The following is a 20,284-nucleotide window of genomic DNA, read 5'->3' as shown; positions in this document are numbered from 1 at the left end:
AAATTAAGCGTTGATTGCGTTGATGACAACTTTAGTGTAAGGTTGACGGTGACCTTGTTTACGGTGGCTACCTTTTTTAGGTTTGTACTTGTAAGTAACAACTTTCTTTTGTTTTCCTTGTTTTTCAACAGTTCCAACAACAGTAGCTCCTGAAACAAGTGGAGTTCCGACAACAGTGTTTTCACCACCAACAAGAACAACTTCGTTAAATGTAACTTCTTGACCAGCTTCAACGTTCAATTTTTCAACGTAGACTGCTTGACCAACTTCAACTTTAACTTGTTTTCCGCCAGTTTTAATGATTGCGTATGTGCTCATTATGCACCTCCTATGTATTTTTGGGTTTCCCCGTATTTTGTGAAGACTCGCCTAGCATCGTGGGACGAACCACTTAAGCTCAATGGATGAGCGACGATGATCGAGCGGTTGCACAGGCATGTGCATAGTCAACTCTCTAAGTATATCACTTCTATCAGACAAAGACAAGCATTTTTGTTCCTTGAAAACGGATTTTCTTTTAAAAATTCTTTTAAGTGTTTAAAAAAATTAAATGGCTACTTAAGGCTCTTGGCTATCTTTATAAAAAAGCTATTTAGGATTCTTTTCTGTTCTTTTGTTTGTTCCTTTGGTTTATGATGTCAACCATCATAAAATTCATGGAGCAATTGGATCAGTAACTGCTGTTGTTCTAGTAAGTTTTGACCAATGGTGGTTGATTGGATGAGGGTCCGGTCCTCCAGGTCTTCAATCACCTTCTTCAAGGAAGTTTGCTCAAATGGAGAATCTACAACCTTTTGAATATCTTGGAAGGGCTGATGGGTTACAAGTTGAAAACCATAGGAATTGTTAAGGAGTGAGTAGCCTGCTGTACCTGTCTTCTTTTGATATGCTTCACAAAGCCCCCCATCAATGACAAAGAGTAGTCCTTCACCTCGAATGGGAGATTCCCCTTTTCCTGTTTTAACAGGTGTATGCCCATTCACAATACGAGATAGATTGGTTTCAAGACCAAATTCTTCTAAAATGAATTGGCAAATCTTTTTTGAATTGCGATAGCTAAAATACTCATTTTCTACTTCTTTATGCGTTTCTGCCTCCTCAATAAAATACCGTTCAAAGGTCGTCATCTTATTCTTCCCAAAGAGGGGAGATAATGGCCCTCGCCAGCAATACCACACTAAATCCGTTGAAAGGTCGTCCCCAACTTCTTTGTTTTTTGCTGCAAGTCGAATATGATATTCGAAAAAGTCTAGTAATTCTTTCCCAGCATAATGAGCTTGATGAAGAACTAGAGGTTGAAAGTCCCCAGAAGGTTTCAAGGGAATACAGCCATGAAAAAGCAGGTGGTGGTTGTAAACCTTATACATGGATCCTTTTTTCATTAACAGTTCCATATGTTTAGCCATTTTGGGAGATCCTTGGAAGGAAGCCAGCATGCTATCCACTATTTGATCTTCCTCTACACTTAATTCAGAAGGATTTGCCCGATCTATGGTTTGGAAACAAGTATTTTGCAAGGAATAGCTCTTCCCGTCAATAGTAATTGTATTCTTCCAATAATCAATGTTATCCAGCAGGATTTGATTGTCCATCTGAAATTCTGGGCGTCTCTTCATCAATTGAGTTTCTATCTTAAATTGAAGAATGGCTAGCGCTTGATGGACCTTTTCCAGCTGTAATATTTCTTCGGCTGTAAATTCCTCCGCTCTTGTCCCCAGGATGGGTCTAAACTTAGGATTGGCTTTATAGGTTTTATCCGCAAATAAGGTTAAGGATCGAATGTTTAAGCCATAAGCTTTTTCAATATCCCACAAGTAACCATAACGTGCTGCAATGCGCAATACATTCAATAAACACGCCTTGGATCCAAAGAAAGCTCCCATCCAAATGATATCGTGATTGCCCCATTGAATATCTAAAGAATGAAAATGAAGGAGCTCATCCATTACCTGGGCACTAGCAGCCCCCCTATCAAAAATATCTCCTACCACATGCAGGTGATCAATCAATAAGCGACGGATACTGCTGGCAATTCCCAAGATAAAGGGATCCGCTTCTCTTAGTTCAATAACATAACTTAAGATAGTATGGAAATAGGAATGTTTATCAGCTAGCGTAAGATCACTATAGATCAGTTCTTCTATGATATAGGCATATTCCTGGGGCAAGGCCTTCCTAAGTTTGGAACGGCTGTATTTAGCTGCTACAAAACTCAATAGAGTTAAGAGCTGAGAAATCGTTGATTTGTACCACTCTTTCTCCTTATTCACTTGTTCCAAAACCCGTTCTGGATAAGATACTAGAGCTGACAGTGTATTCTTTTCCTCTTGTGTCAAGGAAGCTCCAAAACAGTCATTGATTTTCTCATTTAAAATTCCAGCACAACTCCTCAAAATATAATCAAAAGCTGCAAATTCTCCATGAATATCACTAATATAGAGCTCTGTCCCTTTTGGTAGGTTTAAAATAGCTTTAAGATTAGTCAATTCAGTAATGACTTTTTGACGAGAATCAAATTTCTCTAGTAAAATACGCTTATATTGCTCCATATCAACTCTCCAAAAATTCTCTATTTACAACCTCATCTACGCTGATTCAAATATCAGTTCATCTTCTTTACTTGCTCCTCAATTAAGAAAGCTGTCTCTTCAATCGATTTATCCGTCATATTAATGACTTGTGCACCAAATTGTTTAAAGACCTTCTTGGAATAATCCAATTCTTGATAGATTTTTTCTAAATCCGTATAACTTGTTTCTTGCGTTAATCCTAAAGAATCTAAGCGATGGCTTCGAACTTTCATTAATTTTTCAGGCTCACAGATCAGCCCAATCAAGCGACGAGAATCAACCTTATCTAGGACCTGAGGTAAAGGAACTTCTGGGATCAAAGGTAGATTTGCAACCTTGTAGCCCTTATTGGCCAGGTAAATACTCAGGGGAGTTTTTGAGGTACGGGAAACACCAAGCAGGACCAAATCGGCTTCTAAAAACCCCTGGGGTGCCTTACCGTCATCATATTTCACAGCAAATTCAATGGCTGATATTTTCTTAAAATAATCACTGTCCAAGCGGTGCAAGGTTCCTGGAACTTCTATTGGTCTGGTACCAGTCTTTTCTTCGATAATTTCAAAAAATGGATGCATGAGATCCAAATAAGCCAAACCATTTTTTTGGCTAAATTCTCTAGCTACTGATGCTAACTGACTATTGACCAGGGTGCTGATGACAAGTGCATTATCCTTCAAGGCATCATATAAGATATCCAAGAGTTCCTCTTCTTGATTGATAAAAGGAAAACGATAACTATTATTAAAAATGATATCTGGATATTGTGCGGTAACTGCTGACAATAATTTTTGGGAAGTCCCACCCAAAGAATCTGAAATACTATATACAATGATCTCTTTTTTCATATTTATTCCTCTTCACTCTTCAGTTCAGCATTTCTTGCTTGTAGGATAATGTAATCGAGCAAGGCTGATTTGGTCACCGTTCCCACAATTTTTCGGTCATTCTCCTCATCGACTACTGGTAAGGAATCGATGGCATGATCTTGCAGTAGGGCAGCCGCTTCTAAGATGTTCATATCTTTAGTACAGGTAATGATATGTGGCATTCGAGTCATACAAACTGCTACAGGGGTCGTCTGGATACTCGAATTAAGAGATGCCCTCAATAAATCTTTACGGGACATAATTCCAAGTAAGAGCTTACCTTCATCGATAACATAGAGGACATCAGCATCATACATAAATAGGGTGATAATAGCATCCTGAATATAGGAATCATGGGTGACTAAAACTGGAGAGGTCATAATCTCTGCCACTTCTTTTTGAAAAGTATCAAAAAAGAAAAGCGTTTCGAGATCTAATCCAGAGTAGGTATAACCAATTTTTGGTGTAGCTTTCAAAATACCAACCAAGGTCAGAAAGGACAAATCCGGGCGAAGGGTCGCTCTTGAAATATCCAATAACTCAGAAATCTTCTCTCCGCTTAAGGGCTGATGCAATTTTACAATTTCAACTATTTTTTTTTGACGTTCACTTAATTTCAAAATTTCCTAGCCTTTCTATTTCTATCTCTACGATGGTTATATAAGACATACCCAATGAAATATTGGTAATATATCCAATCCCCACTTTTAAATAATCATCATTTTTACTGAATATTATAGCAGAATGATCTAAATAGTCAACAAAAAAAGATGCATGTTTTATTTGACAAATATATGTGATGTATATTACAATGATTTTGTCTTAATTATGACACATATTTAGTTTTTTGGAGGCTTATATGACAAAATGGATTTATTCCTTCGAAGAAGGAAGCGCAAATGACAAAGATCTCCTAGGTGGAAAAGGGGCCAATCTGGCAGAGATGAGCAATTTGGGCTTACCTGTCCCTCCTGGCTTCACCATCACGACTCAAAGTTGTATCGAATATCTCGATAACCCTGATTTCTTTGATTCCACTTTAAAAGAGGAGGTTTTGAAAGCGCTTGCTTTATTGGAGATAAAGACGGATAAATATTTTAGCGGAGAAGATCCTCACTTGCTCTTAGTCTCTGTGCGTAGCGGGGCCAAGTTTTCCATGCCAGGAATGATGGACACCATCCTCAATCTTGGTCTCAATGATCAACGGACTCAATTACTGGCCAAAGAAACCAATCTTGATTTCGCCTACAACTGCTATCGCCGTCTACTCCAGATGTATGCTGATGTGGTCTATAGTATCGATAAGGGACTTTTTGATGACCAACTAGCAGCATTTGAACAAAAACAGAATAAAAAGGTACATGATTTTGACCTGGCCCAGCAACAAGAATTGATCCAACACTATAAAGCTCTCTACTCCACACACAAAAAGCAATTTCCTGAGAACCCGAATGAGCAACTTTATGCTGCCATCCAAGCAGTCTTTAAATCCTGGAATAACAAGCGGGCTAGAATTTACCGGGAGCTTCATCAGATCCCTCATGATTTAGGAACAGCTGTCAATGTCCAGGCCATGGTCTTTGGAAATAGTGACCAAGCCAGTGGAACAGGGGTTTGCTTCACTAGAAACCCTGCAACTGGGGAGGAGGAACTTTTTGGTGAATTTTTGCTAAATGCTCAAGGGGAAGATGTGGTCGCTGGCATCCGTACGCCCGAGCCGATTGCAACCTTAAAAGAGATCCAACCCGAAACCTATCAAGCTTTCAGAGACTACGCTAAGATTCTTGAAAACCACTATAAGGATATGCAGGATATTGAATTTACCATTGAGAAAGGCAAGCTCTACATCCTCCAAACCCGAAATGGAAAACGAACAGCCAAAGCTTCTTTAAAGATTGCTCTAGATATGGTAGACCAAGGTCTGATTAGTAAGGAAGAAGCTCTCCTCAGAGTTGCTCCTGCTTCCATCAGTCAACTAATCCATCCTGTCTTTGAGGAAGTGGCCTTAGAGCAAGCACCATTCTTAGCTCAAGGCCTACCAGCCAGCCCAGGTGCAGCTACTGGCCAAATCGTCTTTACTGCCGACCGAGCTAAAGAAATCCATCAAGAAGGGAAAAAAGTCATCCTTGTTCGACAAGAAACTTCTCCTGAAGATATTGAAGGGATGATTGTCAGCCAAGCCATTGTCACCAGCCAAGGGGGTATGACTTCTCACGCTGCTGTTGTAGCGCGTGGCATGGGAACTTGCTGTGTCGCTGGTTGCGGAGAATTGACCATCAGTGAAGAAAATAAAAGCCTTTCCTGTGGCAGTTTAGTCCTAAGGGAGGGAGATCTGATTTCCGTTGACGGCTATTCTGGCCGCATTTATCGCGGCGAACTTCCAACTGTTCTAGTAGAAAATAACCAAGACCTCCAGCGCTTGCTTGCTTGGGCAGATGAAGTCGCCCTCCTTCAAGTTCGAGCCAATGCAGAAACTGTCAAAGACTTGACGACCGCTATGAATTTTGGGGCCAAAGGAGTCGGACTGGCCCGTACGGAACACATGTTCTTTGGACAAGAACGGATTCTCGAAATGCGTCGCCTCATCTTAGCGGATACCGAAGAGGAAACAAAAGAAGCCCTCACTAGACTCCTAGCTTTCCAAGAAGAAGACTTTTATCAAATGTTCCAAACCGTCAAAGATAAACCAATGATTGTCCGCCTGCTCGATCCACCCATGCATGAATTCCTTCCAAAGGATTCCCAAGAAATTGCATTATTAGCAAGCAAACTAAAAAAATCTCCTGAAAAACTTGCCGAGCGCATTGAAAGTCTACAGGAAAGTAATCCGATGTTGGGACACCGGGGTTGCCGTCTCGGCATAACTAAGCCAGAAATCTACAAGATGCAGACAGAAGCTATATTTAGAAGTGCTATCAAATTGCATCAAGAAGGACAAAAGATCAAGCCAGAAATCATGGTTCCTTTAATTGCTGATCAAAAAGAATTAGAATGTATCAAAGAGTATCTCATTCAGCATATTGAACATCTTTTCGAGCAGCATGGTCAAAAGCCATTCCCTTATGAAATTGGTACCATGATTGAACTGCCCCGCGCCTGCCTAACCGCAGATAAACTGGCTCAAGAGGCTGATTTCTTCAGCTTTGGCACCAATGACTTAACTCAGATGACCTATGGCTTCTCTCGGGATGATATTGGAAAATTCATTGGCCAGTACAAGGATAAGGATATTCTTTCTTTCGACCCTTTCCAAAAAATTGATAAGGATGGCGTCGGTGAATTAATGAGAATTGCTATCAGCAAGGCTCGTCAGGTAAAACCAAACCTCGCTATCGGGATCTGTGGAGAAGTTGGCGGAGATCCTTCTTCAATTTCCTTCTTCCAAGACATTCAAGTAACCTACGTTTCCTGCTCTCCTTACCGGGTTCCTGCTGCTAGACTAGCTGTCGCTCAAGCAGCACTCCAAGAAGGACGAAATTAAGTCCACCATGTATTAGAAAAGCACCCTTGAAGCTAGAGCAGAGCATCTAGATTCAAGGGTGCTTTTATTCTTTATCAAATTCATGCCAGTAGTCAGGGCTCTTAGTGAGAACCGATTACAGTCATCTTTTATAACAAATCCTCAATCAGTTCATCGACTTCATCCGCTTCAGCTTGAGGTGTAATTTCCGTTACGACGATGCCTGCTACAGCACGCTTGACCAAAGCTTCCACATCCAACCGTTGCTCATACTGCTCCGCATTTTTGAGTTTCGGATTAGTCTTTGGACGATCCGGCGCAAAGATCGTACAGCAATCTTCGAAAGGTTGGATGGAGATTTCAAAGGTATCGATGGCTTGGGCGATATCGATAATCTCCAACTTATCCATGGTTACCACTGGACGGATGACTGGCGTATTGGTCACTGCATTGATGGCCTGCATACTCTCTAGCGTTTGGCTAGCTACCTGACCGAGGCTTTCCCCATTGATGATGACCAAGCCACCACGGATTTGACGAATGCGATCAGTGATCCGCATCATAAAGCGACGAGTCAAGGTCATGAGATAAGCTTCTGGCGCCTTGGCTTTAATCTCTTCTTGAATCTCAGTAAAAGGCACTTCGATAAACTGGATATTGCCCCCAAACTTGGTTAACTTACGAGTTAAATCGTGGGCTTTTTTAAGAGCTCCTGGGCTAGTATAAGGTGGGCTAGCAAAGTGAACCGCTTCGATATCCACCCCCCGCTTCAAAGCTAGGTAACCAGCTACTGGAGAGTCAATCCCTCCAGATAGCATGAGCATGCCTTTACCAGATGTCCCAACTGGCAGACCACCTGCTCCCTTAATGGTTTCGTAAGAGATATAGGCTGCTTCTTCCCGGATTTCGACTTGTAGATTGATATCTGGCTTTTTCATCTGTGCCTGGATACTTGGGATCGCTTCAAAGACAGCTCCACCCAAGGTTTGATTGAGTTCGCGGCTATCGAGTTCAAAAGAGTGGTCACTCCGTCTGCTGGAAATCTTGAAGGTCATCCCTTCCTGGTAGATTTCCTGCATGATTTCTTGAACGGCTGAAATCAAGGCTGGGACAGACTTTTCAATCTTGTAGACTGGTGAAAAGTTTTGAATCCCGAAGACCTGTTTAAGAGATTCAGCCACTGGTTCGTAATCCGTTCCATTTAGATAAGCATGAGCCCGGTCCCGATCGGCTGTCACTTTGACAGCTGGGTAAATGGACAAAACATCTGAGATATTATTGCGCAATTTATTGATGAAGCGCATCCGGTTCTTTCCTTTAGTAGAAAGCTCCCCGTAGCGGATCATAATTTCTGAATAAGTTAATGGCATAGTTACTTCCTTTTCTTTTCCTTAACGCACCTTTCGCGTCTTTTCATAGATCAGTTTGAATTTGGTCAAAAATTGCTCGACTTGACTCATATCATTTTCGAGATCAAGACTGAGGCGGACAGCTGTTTGCGCCAGAGCCTTGTCGACTCCCATGGCGATCAAGGTTCCAGCAGGTTTACCAGCCTTGGAAGAACATGCAGAGGTTGTCGATATGTAAATCTCATACTCTTCAAAAGCATGGACGATGACTTCTCCTCGCACTCCCTTAATACCAAAAGTTAAGATATGGGGTGCAAAGCCCTCATCTCCAGAGAAGACCGTCACATCTGGATAGTGGGCTAATTCCTCACGAATGACTTCTTTTAACTGATGGCACTTGTGCTCAAAGTCCTCTTGACGCTCCATCGCCAAGCGCAAGGCCTTGGCAGTCGCAGCAATTCCAGCTAAGTTCTCCGTTGTCGAACGAAGGTCCTTTTCTTGTCCGCCACCGGTTAATAGGGGACTGATCTTTTTACCTTCTTTGAGGTAGAGAAAACCAACTCCTCGAACTCCATGGAACTTGTGACTGGAGAAGGTCGCTAAATCCACCCGATCTGGTAAGTAGAGAGCAGTTGAAATCTTAGCAAGAGCCTGAACCCCATCGACGTGGAAGGTGATGGTCGGACGATTCGCCAATAGAGCCGCAATGGCTTGAATAGGCTGGATAGAACCTACTTCGTTATTCACTGCCATGATCGAAACGAGGGTTGTATCCGGACGCAAGAGTTTTTCCAACTCTTCTACTTGAACAAAGCCACGCGCATCAACTGGCGCAATATCCACCTCAAATCCTTGACCTTGTAACCAAAGGGCTGATTCCTTCACAGCCGGATGCTCAATAGCTGAGACAATAATATGCTTCCCGTAAGGAGCTTTTTCAAAAGCAACTCCTTTGATCGCCCAGTTGTCCCCTTCAGTCCCACCTGAAGTGAAATAGATTTCTTCTACTTTCTTGCCTAGGAGGGAAGCTATCTGCTTACGAGATGCCTCCAAAATCCGAGTCGCTTGACTTCCCAGGTTGTGCAAGCTAGATGGATTTCCCCAAATTTTGCTTGCGACTTCCGTGTAGGTAGCCAAGGCCTCTGGATAAGGTTTGGTTGTTGCTGAATTATCAAAGTAAATCATCTTCCACTCTCTCCTAGTCAATTTTCAATCATCTTATTGTAACATTTATAGGTTGGAGGGACAAGGATTTGGCAGGCTTCATTTTGTTCCTAGTTTCAGACAGAAAACTTGTAAATTTCTCAAAATAGCTTATGATGAAGATGGAGAGTTTTGTCAAGCGCTTACAAAACTAAGTTCTGGCTTTTAAAACATTTGTTCAACCACTGAACTGGTCTTGAAAGATGATAAAAGGAGACAAACATGAAACGACCAATCTATCTTTCCATTGCCCTAGCTGGAAGTCTTGCTCTTGGAGGACTGCTCGCTGTCCTACCACCACTTCCATTTTCCCTCCCCTCTGCTCAACTAGCCTGTCACGGTAAAGGACAGTGTGACTTGCAACAGCCCTTGGAGAAGCCACCTTACTTTAGGGAAGATGAAGGTAGCCTCCGTGAAATGAGTCTTATTCAACCAATCCCTGGCGAATCCGATAGTCACATCGAATTCAAATGCTTGGTCGAATACAATGGATGGTTCCGTCGTATCATCCGCGTGAAAGATGTAAAAGTGATTTCAAAAACCAAGGAATTCAAGGGTAAGATTGACTACTCTATCCCGGATCCAAACAAGATAGAGATTCAGGCGAATGGCCAGTTTATCTCTCCTAATGACTCCTCTAGTTTTAGTAACCATGAAATCATCAGCCAACCTAGTCAAACAAGCCAACCGATTTCAGTCTCTGAAAAAGGACAGGCAAACTTTGAAACGTCCTCTGAAGCAAGCGAGACTCAAAGCGTCCAGTTTGAAAGCAATTTGAAATTTTAAAAACCTCTTTCATTTCTTCTTAGACATTTTCATAAAAATAACGTATAATGACTAAAGTGTTCACATAAAAGAACCAAATATGAAATGAAGAGGAAACAGCTTATGTCACAATACTCACGAAAAGAAAAACACCAAGATAGCAACAGACCATCTAGAAGCGAAAAAGTGAAACAGAGTCTTTCTTTATTCCAGATGATTGTCGCAACGATTGCTAGTCTTCTCGGTATTATCGTTACTTCCTTTACTATTTACAGTATCATGAAACCGACGACTAAGACAGAGGAGAAAAAAGATGGCTCCACTAGCGTTGTTGTTGTCCATGAAAAGGATGGATCTGCTACTGATTCAAGCGCTACGGGAACGGATACCAGTGCTAGTAGCAGCCAAGCATCCGAAGCAAGCTCTGAACAAACTGATTCATCACAGGTAGAAACCAGTGACAGTGAAGCTCCTGCAGACACAACACCATCTGCTACTGATACCGAATCATCTGCTAATTAACAAAAAGACCATTTGGTCTTTTTTTGTTTCTAAAATATAAAAGCCTCCGTCGACCAGAAATCCTGATCAACAGAGGCTTATTTTTATTTGATGACTTCTTGTGTTTTTGCGTAGTTGGCTTCGACAGCTTCTTTTTCAGCTTTCCACCAGTCTTGGTGGTCTGTATACCACTTGATGGTTTCTTCTAAACCTGCTTCGAAGTTTGTGAATTGTGGTTCCCAACCCAATTCTTCACGCAATTTTGTTGAATCGATGGCGTAACGCAAATCGTGACCAGCACGGTCTGTTACACGGTCGTAGGCATCTTTTGGTTGACCCATTTTTTCAAGGATGAGTTCAAGCACTTCCTTGTTGTTCTTTTCACCATCAGCACCGATCAAGTAAGTTTCACCGATACGACCCTTGGTAAGAATAGCCCAAACACCAGTTGAGTGGTCGTTGGTGTGGATCCAGTCACGGACGTTCTTCCCTTCACCATAAAGTTTTGGTTTGATACCAGACAAGATATTGGTGATTTGACGTGGGATGAACTTCTCGATGTGTTGGTATGGTCCATAGTTGTTTGAACAGTTTGAAATGGTTGCCTTAACACCGAAGGAACGAACCCAAGCCTTCACGATCAAGTCTGAAGCAGCCTTGGTTGATGAATAAGGGGATGATGGGTTGTATTTGGTTTCAGCAGTGAATTTTTCACCAGGACCTTCACCATGTCCAGGAAGATCTTCACGCAATGGAAGGTCCCCATAGACTTCGTCTGTTGACACGTGGTGGAAACGGATATCGTACTTGCGAGCCGCTTCCAAAAGTGTGTATGTACCAATGAAGTTGGTGTGGATAAATGGTGATGGGTCATTCAATGAATTGTCATTGTGGCTTTCAGCTGCATAGTGAACAATCGCATCAGCCTTAGCAGCTAATTGGTCCACCAAGGCTGCATCAGCAATGTCACCCACAACCAATTCAACACGATCCCCAAGGATTTCTTCAATGTTGGCACGGTTACCAGCGTAAGTGAGTTTGTCAAGGACAGTCACATGTACATCTGGATGGTTGTTGTAGACATAGTGTACGAAGTTTGAACCGATGAAACCAGCGCCACCGGTTACGATGATGTTTTTGTATTCAGTCATTTTTTCTCCAAATAGTTTTTAGTTTTGATTGTTGCTTTAGCTAGTGAGGGACGCCAGCAACCCTTCGGTTTCATGGCTAAATCCGAAGCCGAAGTCTCCGGATTTCCCTACAAGATTCCCTCAGGGAATCTTGTTTTCACTAGGGCAGGAACAATCTTATAACGATCCTTGCAGTCGCGATACTGCTATGCAGGGTTCATTTTTACAAATCTTCTGCTTTTAGGGGTTTGACGTCTTTGAGCAATGGGTGATTCTTGTCAGCTTCTGAAACTTCTGCTTCTTCCAAGTTTTCCCACTGGATGTCTAGACTTGGGTCTGCATAATTAACAAATGCATATTTTGGCTTGAGTTCCAATGCCCAGTAATCATTGACCAAATAGCTGTAGGCTACTTTGTCAGACAAGACTTGGAAACCATTAGCAACGCCACGTGGGACGAAGATTCCTTTAGAAGCATCGATCACAGTTTGGTAAGTGTTCCCAAAGGTCTCACCTTCACGAAGGTCCACCCAAGTTCCGAGAACCTTGCCTTCATCTGCTACAGAGATGTACTTATCCCAAGGTTCTGCATGCAAACCACGCAAGACATGCTTGCGAGAGAAAGACACATTGTTTTGCAACTTGCCTTCCGCAAAGAAGCTCTCAGGAAATCCAAGGGGAAGCATCTTCTCTTTTTGAAAGTTTTCTTTGAACCAACCACGGTTATCTCCATGAACTGGAATATCAAATTCCATCAAACCTGGGATAGCTTCAATCTTACGGGCTGCTAATTCTTTTCCGAAAAATTGTTCTGTCATTAAGCTTCTCCAATCAAACGGAGCAAATATTGTCCGTATTCGTTTTTCTTCAGAGGTTGAGCCAATTCATAGACTTGCTCTTTAGTAATATAGCCCATACGATAGGCAATTTCCTCAAGGTTGGCTACTTGGACATTTTGCAAACGTTGAACCGTCTCGATATATTGAGAAGCCTGCAAGAGACTTTCATGAGTTCCTGTATCCAACCAAGCAAAGCCACGGCCCATGAGCTCAACAGAGAGATCTCCACGCTCCAAATATGCCTTGTTGACATCGGTGATTTCGAGCTCTCCACGAGGACTTGGTTTGATGTTTTTGGCAATCTCTACCACATCATTGTCATAGAAGTAAAGCCCAGTCACCGCAAAATTCGATTTTGGATGTTCTGGTTTTTCTTCGATTGAGACGGCATTCATATCCGCATCAAACTCTACCACACCAAAACGTTCTGGATCTTTGACTTGGTAACCAAAGACAGTCGCGCCTTTTTCTTTGGCTTCCGCCCGTTGCAACATCTTGGTTAAGCCATTTCCGTGGAAGATATTATCTCCAAGAACGAGGGCAACATGATCATCACCAATAAAGTCCTCTCCAATGATGAAGGCTTGCGCCAAGCCATCTGGACTTGGTTGCTCTGCATAAGAAAGGGAAATTCCTAGTTCAGAACCATCTCCAAGAAGTTCTTCAAAACGAGGAAGATCCTGCGGAGTTGAGATGATTAAGATTTCTTTGATCCCTGCCAACATAAGGGTTGACAGTGGATAGTAGATCATTGGTTTGTCATAAATGGGCATCAACTGTTTGGAAGCGGCACGGGTCAAAGGATACAAACGAGTCCCCGAACCACCAGCTAAAATAATACCTTTCATAATGTTAGGCCTTTCTACGTAGTCATTACCCTTATTTTATCATGTTTATATAAAAAAGTCACCTTGCATTTGTGTTGCAAGGTGATGACACTTTATCCCAAAGCGACGTCTAGGATCATCATAATGACAAAGCCAACCATGAGACCGAGGGTCGCAACATCTGTGTTGCCATTAGTCTGCGAGTCTGGGATCAACTCTTCGACCACTACAAAGATCATAGCGCCTGCCGCGAAGCCCATCATGATGTCCAATAGTTTTCGACTAATATGCTTGAAGAAAAAGAAGATGGCTGACCCTACGATGGTACAACCCCATGTAAACAATCTTGCGAGAAAGGCCTGTAAGACCACGGATTGTGATTGAAACCAATTCATAACAACTCCCATTTTCTTGTTGATTCACTTGTTCTATTCTACTATTTCTATCCGAATTAAGGAAGGTCTTTCGAAAATAAGAGGCTGGGACAAAAGTCCTAGCCTCTCAATTATCTTTGGATTGTCGAGCAAAACGCAGTGGTTGAGTGGGCTCTACTACGCTGATTTCGTCAGCTTTTACAGCCCTACTCAACTGTGTGGAGGTAGGACGACGAAATCGAATTCTAACGAATTTCCGATTTCTGTCCCACTCTCTTCTTCACATATTGTTCAATTGGATAATCTGCTGGGTCTAGGCGCACCTTTCCTCCTATTACTAGTTGGGCCAGGTGCCACCCAATAAGGGGACCAGTTGTGAGGCCAGACGAACCTAGGCCACTGGCGACATAAATACCAGCTTGATCGGGAAGAGCTCCCCAAAAGGGTGAGAAGTCACTGGTGTAAGCTCGGGTACCTACGCGCTCACCGACAACTGTCGCTTGAGCTAGTTCTTGATAGTAGGTCAAGGCTTCTGTTTCCATTTGATTCAGTAAAGCTTGATCCACTGTTAGGTCAAAGCCTAGCTCATTCTCATGGGTAGCGCCCATACTGATCTTGCCTTGCTGGAAGGGAATGATATCCATTTCTCCTTCTGGCATAACCACAGGATAATTATCCGTATCTAGGTCTAGCTGATAATCCCTCAACTGTCCTTTTTGCGGACGGACATCCACTTGGTAGCCAAGTGGCTCAAGGATTTGCCCCAACCAGGCTCCTGTCGCTAGGATGGCTTGGTCATAGCTCTCTCCTGCTATCTGAAAACCATCATCCGTGACGGAGAGAGCAACCTCTTCCTTGATCACTCTTGCACCACTTGCTTTGAGAAGAGTTTCCGTTAGAAGGGCTCCCTCTACATGGGCCCCACCTGAGGCATAAAGGAGCTGTTCAAAGCCTTCCAGACCTGGGAACTGGTGACCTACTTCTTCTTTGGTTAAAACCGCCAATTCCCCAATCAAGGGAGATTCTTCCCGTCGACTCAGCGCCAACTGATAGAGTTCATCTAATTTCTCTTCCTTTTTCTTAAGGAGATAGACCCCTGTCTGCTGGTAAAAGTCTGTTTCGATTCCGTCTTTGGCCAGGTCCTCTACTAATTCTTGGTAGAAATCAGCTCCTAACCGAGCGAGACGATACCAGGCCTTGTTTCGACGCTTAGAAAACCAAGGGCTAATAATGCCAGCCGCTGCCTTGGTTGCTTGGCCAACTCCGTGATCATAGACGGTGACATCTATCTGTGCTTCCTTGGATAAATAATAGGCTGCAGTGGATCCAACGATCCCTGCACCGATAATGGCAACTTTCATGATAACCCCTTAGATATGGTAAAAAGGATTGGTGCTGGCTTGACTGCCAATCACTTCGATCTCCCACGCTTCTTCAGACTTCCACTGATTGAGTTTTTCGACTAGTTTCGACACAAAGAGAACTTCGATATGGTGACCTGGATCCAAGGCTAGGAGACCATCGCTCAGCATGTCTTGAGCCGTGTGGTAGTAGATATCTCCTGTGATATAGACCTCTGCCCCCTTAGCAAGAGCATCCTTGTAAAAGGATTGGCCACTTCCGCCACAGATAGCGACGCGCTCAATCACCCGATCCAGGTCCGCCTGGTCATAACCAACCAAGCGTAAGGCATCTAAGCCAAAGGTTTCTTTTACCTTATGAGCCAACTGGCCAAAGGTTTGGGTGCGCACTTGACCGATACGGCCGATTCCTAGACCTTCTCCTGTCATGCTGAGAGGCTCTGCATCTTCAATTTCCAAGAGCTGGCAAAACCAATCGTTGAGACCATCTGGGACAATATCAATATTGGTATGGCTGACATAGACCGCAATATCGTGCTTGATCAAGTCAATGTAGATCTGATTTTGAGCCCGATCGGAAACCAAATCCTTAATAGGACGAAAAATGGGCGCATGCTTGACGATGATCAAGTCCACTCCATGGTCAATGGCTTCTGCCACCGTCTGCTCCCGGATATCCAAGGCTACCATGACCTTCTTGATGTCTTTTTGCAGGGTGCCGACCTGTAGCCCACGGACATCTCCCTCCATGGAAAGTTCCTGGGGACAGTAGGCTTCATAGCGTTTGATGACTTCACTTGCTAACATGTAGGACCTCCTTGATTTGGGCGATACGGTCTTCTAACGATGCTCTGGCGGACTGATTCTCAACTGGGACCTGTTCCAAGGCAAAGGCTAATTTCTCCACTTCCTTGGACCATTTTTGAACAAAGGCTGGAGCTTGTTCCAGTATCAAATACGGACCAAAACGCAGTTCCTTAGCTGATAACTCTTGAGAACCCTGTTCGACCACGAGGATCTCATAAAACTTCTCATTTTCTTCTAAGATAGCTTCATCAACAAGGCGGAAATCATGGTCTACTAACCAAGTCCGCAATTCATCCTCCCGATTATTGGGTTGCAAGACCAAGCGAGAGACACCGGCTAATTTCTCAAGTCCAGCTGCTAAGATATCTGCAATCAAGCGCCCGCCCATTCCTGCAATGGTGATGCAGGAAATACTATCTGTTGGTTCAAATGCAGCCAAACCATTAGCTAGGCGGACTTCAATCTTGTCCTCTAAGCCATTATCGGCGACGTTTTGCAGGGCAGACTGATAAGGTCCCTCAACCACTTCCCCTGCAATAGCAGCCTCAATCTTGCCTTCTTGTAAGAGGGCGATTGGGAGATAAGCGTGATCACTTCCCACATCTAACAGACGCGCTCCTTCTGGGACGAAGCTAGCCACCAAGTCCAAGCGATTTGATAATTTTGTAAATTCCATGTGCTACTTTCTAAACTTTTATTCCACCCTTAAGTATACCATGTTTGCACCATTAAAAAAAGGCGCGACGGCGCCTTTTCATTATTCATCAATTTCTTTATATTCTACTTCCAAGCCACGTTGAACAGCTGGGCGATTAGCAATTTTCTCTGTCCAAGCTTGCAAATGCTTGTATTCCTTCACATCTAAGAAAATTCCTGCACGGTCCCAGATCTTGTCTTGGGCTAGACGGCCATACCAAGACCAGATGGCGATATCTGCAATGGTATAGTCATCTCCTGCGATATAAGGTTTAGTAGCCAGTTCCTTGTCCAGTAGGTCCAATTGGCGTTTGGCTTCCATGGCAAAACGGTTGATGGCATACTCGATTTTTTCAGGAGCATAGTGGAAGAAATGACCAAAGCCTCCACCTAAGAATGGTGCCGCACCCGTCTGCCAGAAGAGCCAGTTGAGCACTTCTGTCCGCTTAGCAGGATCTGTCGGGATTAATTGGCCAAATTTCTCTGCTAGATACAAGAGAATATTAGCTGATTCAAAGACCCGAATCGCTTCCTCTCCTGATTGATCCAACATAGCTGGAATTTTCGAGTTTGGATTGATGGCTACAAAGTCACTGCCAAATTGATCTCCCTCACCAATCTTGATGCGATAAGCGTCGTAGTCTGCATCCACTCCCAGCTCTTTCAATTCCTCCAGCAAAATGGTTACCTTAATCCCATTTGGAGTTGGAAGGGTATAGAGTTGGAAAGGCTGATCCCCTTTTGGAAGAGTTTGTTCAAAGCGGGCACCTGCTGTTGGTTGGTTCAGGCCACCCCAGGCACCTCCCATCTGGCTCGGTGCTTCCCATACTTCTGGTAATTGATAATCTGACATCTCTTTTCTCCTTTGTCTATGTTACTACTAGCATATCAAATCCTGCCTCTAGTTTCAAAAATCTGCTACACTAGCTTTACTTGACTTTTCTTGGCAAAATGATAGTATAGAAAAAATACATTTTGAAGGAGAAAAAACATGTCCACGATCGACTTTCATAGTTTGGCAAAGACAGAACTACACTGCCACTTAGACGGTTCCTTGTCTCTTCCGACCATTCGCCAATTGGCAGCCATGGCCAATATTGACCTTCCTGCTAGTGATGAAGAGCTCAAGCACCATGTTACTGCACCTGCCCACTGTGAGAATCTTTTGGACTATTTGGAGGCCTTTGACTACATTCGCCCTCTTCTTCAGACCAAGGAAGCCTTGACCCTTGCTGCTTACGATGTTGCCAAGCAAGCTGCTTTGGAAAATGTCGTCTACATTGAGGTTCGTTTTGCCCCTGAATTGTCCATGGACCAAGGGCTCACTGTCCCAGAAACAATCGATGCAGTCTGTGAAGGACTGCGCCAAGCCCAGGATGAATTTGGCATTGTTGCAAAAGCCCTCGTCTGTGGTATGCGCCAGTCTGATCAAGAACTCACTTCTCGTATCCTGGCAGAATCCAACCAAGTTAGGGATCAAGATTTTGTCGGCTTTGACTTCGCTGGGGATGAACACCACTACCCACCACAAGCCATTGATGCCCTCATCCAACAGGTTAAAAGTTACAACCGTCCCATGACCCTGCATGCTGGCGAGTGCCACTGTCCAGCCAATGTCGCTCAATCCATGGCCTATGGCATCAAACGAAATGGTCACGTGACCTTGCTAGCGGATGAACCAAAGCTTCTAAAAGAGTTTGTGAAAAATGGGGTCACCGGTGAGCTCTGTTTGACTAGTAACCTTCAAACCAAGGCAGCTGCCTCTGTGGCGGACTTCCCTTACCTCAAGATGAAGGAAGCTCAAGCCCATATCAGTATCAACACCGATAACCGGACCGTCTCTGATACGGATTTGACCAAGGAATATACCCTCTACCATCGCCACTTCCATACGACGCCAGCTGACTTTTACCAGCACAATGTCGATGCCATCCAAGCTTCCTTTGCTAGTGACGAAGAAAAGCAAGAACTCCTAACCAAACTTGAAAAAGCTTACGCGGACTATTTATAAATATATTAGCTTGCATTTGATTAAGCAATGGCTTAAGGTTGAAGACAGAAACTTATTGGAAACTTTCCTTAGGTGAGTACGGACGTCAGCGAACTTCGAAGAAGTTCCATGACTTAGTTTTGAACCTAAAGTTTCAAAACTCCCGGGTACTAGAAACAATAATGTTTCTAGTACCTTTCTCACGGTGGAAAGTTCCAATATTCGCTTGTCTGCCTCCAAAAGCACCTATATATTTTACTGAATAATGCAAGGTTTTTATCGAAAAAAGTTCGACTACATTCAAAAACTAGCACTTTTATAAAGCGCTAGTTTTTTTCTATTATTTAGAAACTGATTCATACAATGCTACGTCTCTAGGCGTTAGCAAACCAGTATAAAAACCGTCTACATTTACATTGGCATACTTGGTTAAATCATCATAAGTATGAATGGTGTGAATGTAAATTCGTTTATTCAGTCGATGAACAGCATCAATAAAATCCTGATTGAAGCGAGGATCAGCAAATGAAATCGTCACTGCCTCGATTTCCTTATGTTTTGAAATAAAATCGATAACCTCTTCTGCACTATCTGGCGAAGAATACAAGGTATAGATGATATGTTGGAAAGGATAAATGGCTTCGATTTCCCCGAACATCTCTTGATTGTAGATTTGTGGAATCACACGATCCAATAGAGATTCATCTCGATTTTTAGCTTCAGTTACAATTTGCTCGAATTGCGTAACAGTATCTTCCTTAGGGATTTCCATCGATTTGGTATCTGTGATCAATACCATATCAGAGTTAATAACCATCTGATCTAAAACATCCCCAATCAGCATGGTCGTAAAGCGACTTGGTGTCTCTGGAGAACCATAGGCTTTGAAGTTTTTCCACTCCTCTGATGAAAGAGCAACACCATCTTTATTCCCAAATTGATGCCAGTCATGGACAGCCGCCAATTTACGATCGCTAGTTAAATAGAAATCCATTTCAAACAAGCGATGCCCTAGACCATAATTCTGTTGCAAAGCTTCAAGGGAGTTGGTATAAAAAGTATTGTATTCTTTCTCACGTATGGTACCACCTGCATGGGCAACCAATCTTGGCGAATCCTTTAACCAATTCTTTTTCTTGTTCTCCGTATAGTGGACAAATCCGAAGGTGTTTGAAAATTTCCCGTTAGTAAGCACTTCTAAACTTTCTTTATCCACATACTGAGAAGACAATAATTTGGCTTCTTGCTGAGTCGAAATAAGGTAATGGTTTTTATCAAATTGCTTTTTCTCTTTGTTCCATTTAATTGTAATGGTGACATTGGATTGTTTCTTTTCGAAACCATCCGATGTTTTTTTATAGCCTGCTTGGATCAAAGATTCTTCAACTGGATACAAACCAGACGAAATCATGCTTAGCTTGCTAATATACAAACCAAGAAAACCAAGAATGACTACTGTTCCTAATACAAATAAGGCTGAATAGATCCGTTTGTGCGATCTATTTTCCTTTCTATCTCCCCTTCTCATCTCTAAACCGAATCTCCTC

19 protein-coding genes and 1 other annotated feature are annotated in these 20,284 nt (G+C 43.0%); of the genes, 4 read left to right on the top strand and 15 right to left on the bottom strand.

Going from position 1 to position 20,284, the window contains the following annotated elements; translation table 11 throughout:
• Positions 1-3 precede the first annotated feature (3 nt).
• From rplU to EL081_RS04480, 4 genes are all read right to left on the bottom strand, one after another.
• On the bottom strand, positions 4-318 hold the full coding sequence (gene rplU, locus EL081_RS04495) for a 50S ribosomal protein L21 (RefSeq protein WP_003007734.1): 315 nt from the start codon (positions 316-318) through the stop codon (positions 4-6).
• A gap of 33 nt (positions 319-351) precedes the next feature.
• Positions 352-438, bottom strand: a sequence feature (ribosomal protein L21 leader region).
• Positions 439-638: 200 nt separating this feature from the next.
• Entirely contained in the window at positions 639-2,549 is a 1,911-nt protein-coding gene (locus EL081_RS04490; RefSeq protein ID WP_126404130.1) for a fructose-1,6-bisphosphatase, read from the bottom strand.
• 53 nt (positions 2,550-2,602) lie between these two features.
• Complete coding sequence (locus tag EL081_RS04485) at positions 2,603-3,415, bottom strand: pyruvate, water dikinase regulatory protein (protein WP_126404129.1); 813 nt, start codon at positions 3,413-3,415, stop codon at positions 2,603-2,605.
• A 2-nt stretch (positions 3,416-3,417) separates the two neighbouring features.
• Positions 3,418-4,056, bottom strand: a complete 639-nt coding sequence (locus EL081_RS04480) for a helix-turn-helix transcriptional regulator (RefSeq protein WP_123160191.1) — start codon at positions 4,054-4,056, stop codon at positions 3,418-3,420.
• Positions 4,057-4,295: 239 nt separating this feature from the next.
• Here EL081_RS04480 and ppdK point away from each other — a divergent pair, with 239 nt between their 5' ends.
• On the top strand, positions 4,296-6,917 hold the full coding sequence (gene ppdK / locus EL081_RS04475) for a pyruvate, phosphate dikinase (RefSeq protein ID WP_126404128.1): 2,622 nt from the start codon (positions 4,296-4,298) through the stop codon (positions 6,915-6,917).
• A 128-nt stretch (positions 6,918-7,045) separates the two neighbouring features.
• Here ppdK and thiI read toward each other — a convergent pair whose 3' ends face one another.
• Both thiI and EL081_RS04465 read right to left on the bottom strand, forming a co-directional pair.
• Positions 7,046-8,266 (bottom strand): tRNA uracil 4-sulfurtransferase ThiI, encoded by a 1,221-nt coding sequence (gene thiI, locus EL081_RS04470; RefSeq protein WP_126404127.1) that lies wholly within the window; start codon positions 8,264-8,266, stop codon positions 7,046-7,048.
• Between the two features lie 21 nt (positions 8,267-8,287).
• Entirely contained in the window at positions 8,288-9,430 is a 1,143-nt protein-coding gene (locus EL081_RS04465) for a cysteine desulfurase family protein (protein ID WP_126404126.1), read from the bottom strand.
• Between the two features lie 240 nt (positions 9,431-9,670).
• Between EL081_RS04465 and EL081_RS04460 the strand changes: the two genes are divergently transcribed.
• Positions 9,671-10,234: a hypothetical protein gene (locus EL081_RS04460; RefSeq protein ID WP_126404125.1), complete on the top strand. Its 564-nt coding sequence runs from the start codon at positions 9,671-9,673 to the stop codon at positions 10,232-10,234.
• A gap of 102 nt (positions 10,235-10,336) precedes the next feature.
• Positions 10,337-10,735 (top strand): DUF6556 family protein, encoded by a 399-nt coding sequence (locus tag EL081_RS04455; protein WP_232011401.1) that lies wholly within the window; start codon positions 10,337-10,339, stop codon positions 10,733-10,735.
• Positions 10,736-10,818: 83 nt separating this feature from the next.
• Here the strand turns inward: EL081_RS04455 and rfbB are convergent, their stop codons facing one another.
• The 8 genes from rfbB to yghU form a co-directional block, all read right to left on the bottom strand.
• Positions 10,819-11,865, bottom strand: coding sequence for a dTDP-glucose 4,6-dehydratase (gene rfbB / locus EL081_RS04450; RefSeq protein WP_126404123.1), 1,047 nt, complete (start codon positions 11,863-11,865; stop codon positions 10,819-10,821).
• A gap of 202 nt (positions 11,866-12,067) precedes the next feature.
• Positions 12,068-12,661 carry a dTDP-4-dehydrorhamnose 3,5-epimerase family protein gene (locus EL081_RS04445; protein WP_023022979.1) on the bottom strand — a complete coding sequence of 198 codons (594 nt, stop codon included), beginning with the start codon at positions 12,659-12,661 and terminating at the stop codon, positions 12,068-12,070.
• The gene (rfbA, locus tag EL081_RS04440) at positions 12,661-13,530 is read right to left on the bottom strand and encodes a glucose-1-phosphate thymidylyltransferase RfbA (protein ID WP_126404122.1); all 870 of its coding nucleotides are present in this window, start codon (positions 13,528-13,530) and stop codon (positions 12,661-12,663) included. Before rfbA ends, EL081_RS04445 begins: the two co-directional genes overlap by 1 nt.
• A gap of 92 nt (positions 13,531-13,622) precedes the next feature.
• Complete coding sequence (locus EL081_RS04435) at positions 13,623-13,904, bottom strand: ZIP family metal transporter (protein ID WP_126404121.1); 282 nt, start codon at positions 13,902-13,904, stop codon at positions 13,623-13,625.
• Between the two features lie 224 nt (positions 13,905-14,128).
• Complete coding sequence (locus EL081_RS04425) at positions 14,129-15,244, bottom strand: NAD(P)/FAD-dependent oxidoreductase (protein WP_126404120.1); 1,116 nt, start codon at positions 15,242-15,244, stop codon at positions 14,129-14,131.
• Between the two features lie 9 nt (positions 15,245-15,253).
• Complete coding sequence (locus EL081_RS04420; protein WP_126404119.1) at positions 15,254-16,051, bottom strand: Nif3-like dinuclear metal center hexameric protein; 798 nt, start codon at positions 16,049-16,051, stop codon at positions 15,254-15,256.
• Complete coding sequence (locus EL081_RS04415; protein WP_126404118.1) at positions 16,038-16,727, bottom strand: tRNA (adenine(22)-N(1))-methyltransferase; 690 nt, start codon at positions 16,725-16,727, stop codon at positions 16,038-16,040. Before EL081_RS04415 ends, EL081_RS04420 begins: the two co-directional genes overlap by 14 nt.
• An 81-nt stretch (positions 16,728-16,808) precedes the next feature.
• A complete protein-coding gene (gene yghU / locus EL081_RS04410) occupies positions 16,809-17,600 on the bottom strand; it encodes a glutathione-dependent disulfide-bond oxidoreductase (RefSeq protein WP_126404117.1) in 792 nt (263 codons plus the stop codon).
• A 138-nt stretch (positions 17,601-17,738) separates the two neighbouring features.
• Here yghU and add point away from each other — a divergent pair, with 138 nt between their 5' ends.
• Positions 17,739-18,758 (top strand): adenosine deaminase, encoded by a 1,020-nt coding sequence (gene add, locus EL081_RS04405; RefSeq protein WP_126404116.1) that lies wholly within the window; start codon positions 17,739-17,741, stop codon positions 18,756-18,758.
• A gap of 319 nt (positions 18,759-19,077) precedes the next feature.
• On the opposite strand, the gene EL081_RS04400 is transcribed toward add, so the two are convergent.
• Complete coding sequence (locus EL081_RS04400; RefSeq protein ID WP_126404115.1) at positions 19,078-20,265, bottom strand: glycerophosphodiester phosphodiesterase family protein; 1,188 nt, start codon at positions 20,263-20,265, stop codon at positions 19,078-19,080.
• Positions 20,266-20,284 lie beyond the last annotated feature (19 nt).

The organism is Streptococcus viridans, assembly GCF_900636365.1.
Lineage (GTDB): Bacteria > Bacillota > Bacilli > Lactobacillales > Streptococcaceae > Streptococcus > Streptococcus viridans_A.
The sequence above is the reverse complement of the archived record's forward strand: the minus strand, read 5'-3'. Positions and strand labels throughout refer to the sequence as shown.

Excerpts from the sequence above, each read along its gene's own strand:
- add (WP_126404116.1), top strand. The coding sequence starts at position 17,739 with ATGTCCACGATCGACTTTCATAGTTTGGCAAAGACAGAACTACACTGC.
- rfbA (WP_126404122.1), bottom strand. The coding sequence starts at position 13,530 with ATGAAAGGTATTATTTTAGCTGGTGGTTCGGGGACTCGTTTGTATCCT.
- EL081_RS04415 (WP_126404118.1), bottom strand. The coding sequence starts at position 16,727 with ATGGAATTTACAAAATTATCAAATCGCTTGGACTTGGTGGCTAGCTTC.
- EL081_RS04485 (WP_126404129.1), bottom strand. The coding sequence starts at position 3,415 with ATGAAAAAAGAGATCATTGTATATAGTATTTCAGATTCTTTGGGTGGG.
- yghU (WP_126404117.1), bottom strand. The coding sequence starts at position 17,600 with ATGTCAGATTATCAATTACCAGAAGTATGGGAAGCACCGAGCCAGATG.
- EL081_RS04465 (WP_126404126.1), bottom strand. The coding sequence starts at position 9,430 with ATGATTTACTTTGATAATTCAGCAACAACCAAACCTTATCCAGAGGCC.
- EL081_RS04455 (WP_232011401.1), top strand. The coding sequence starts at position 10,337 with ATGTCACAATACTCACGAAAAGAAAAACACCAAGATAGCAACAGACCA.
- EL081_RS04420 (WP_126404119.1), bottom strand. The coding sequence starts at position 16,051 with ATGTTAGCAAGTGAAGTCATCAAACGCTATGAAGCCTACTGTCCCCAG.
- EL081_RS04435 (WP_126404121.1), bottom strand. The coding sequence starts at position 13,904 with ATGAATTGGTTTCAATCACAATCCGTGGTCTTACAGGCCTTTCTCGCA.
- thiI (WP_126404127.1), bottom strand. The coding sequence starts at position 8,266 with ATGCCATTAACTTATTCAGAAATTATGATCCGCTACGGGGAGCTTTCT.
- EL081_RS04425 (WP_126404120.1), bottom strand. The coding sequence starts at position 15,244 with ATGAAAGTTGCCATTATCGGTGCAGGGATCGTTGGATCCACTGCAGCC.
- EL081_RS04460 (WP_126404125.1), top strand. The coding sequence starts at position 9,671 with ATGAAACGACCAATCTATCTTTCCATTGCCCTAGCTGGAAGTCTTGCT.
- rplU (WP_003007734.1), bottom strand. The coding sequence starts at position 318 with ATGAGCACATACGCAATCATTAAAACTGGCGGAAAACAAGTTAAAGTT.
- ppdK (WP_126404128.1), top strand. The coding sequence starts at position 4,296 with ATGACAAAATGGATTTATTCCTTCGAAGAAGGAAGCGCAAATGACAAA.
- rfbB (WP_126404123.1), bottom strand. The coding sequence starts at position 11,865 with ATGACTGAATACAAAAACATCATCGTAACCGGTGGCGCTGGTTTCATC.
- EL081_RS04445 (WP_023022979.1), bottom strand. The coding sequence starts at position 12,661 with ATGACAGAACAATTTTTCGGAAAAGAATTAGCAGCCCGTAAGATTGAA.
- EL081_RS04490 (WP_126404130.1), bottom strand. The coding sequence starts at position 2,549 with ATGGAGCAATATAAGCGTATTTTACTAGAGAAATTTGATTCTCGTCAA.
- EL081_RS04400 (WP_126404115.1), bottom strand. The coding sequence starts at position 20,265 with ATGAGAAGGGGAGATAGAAAGGAAAATAGATCGCACAAACGGATCTAT.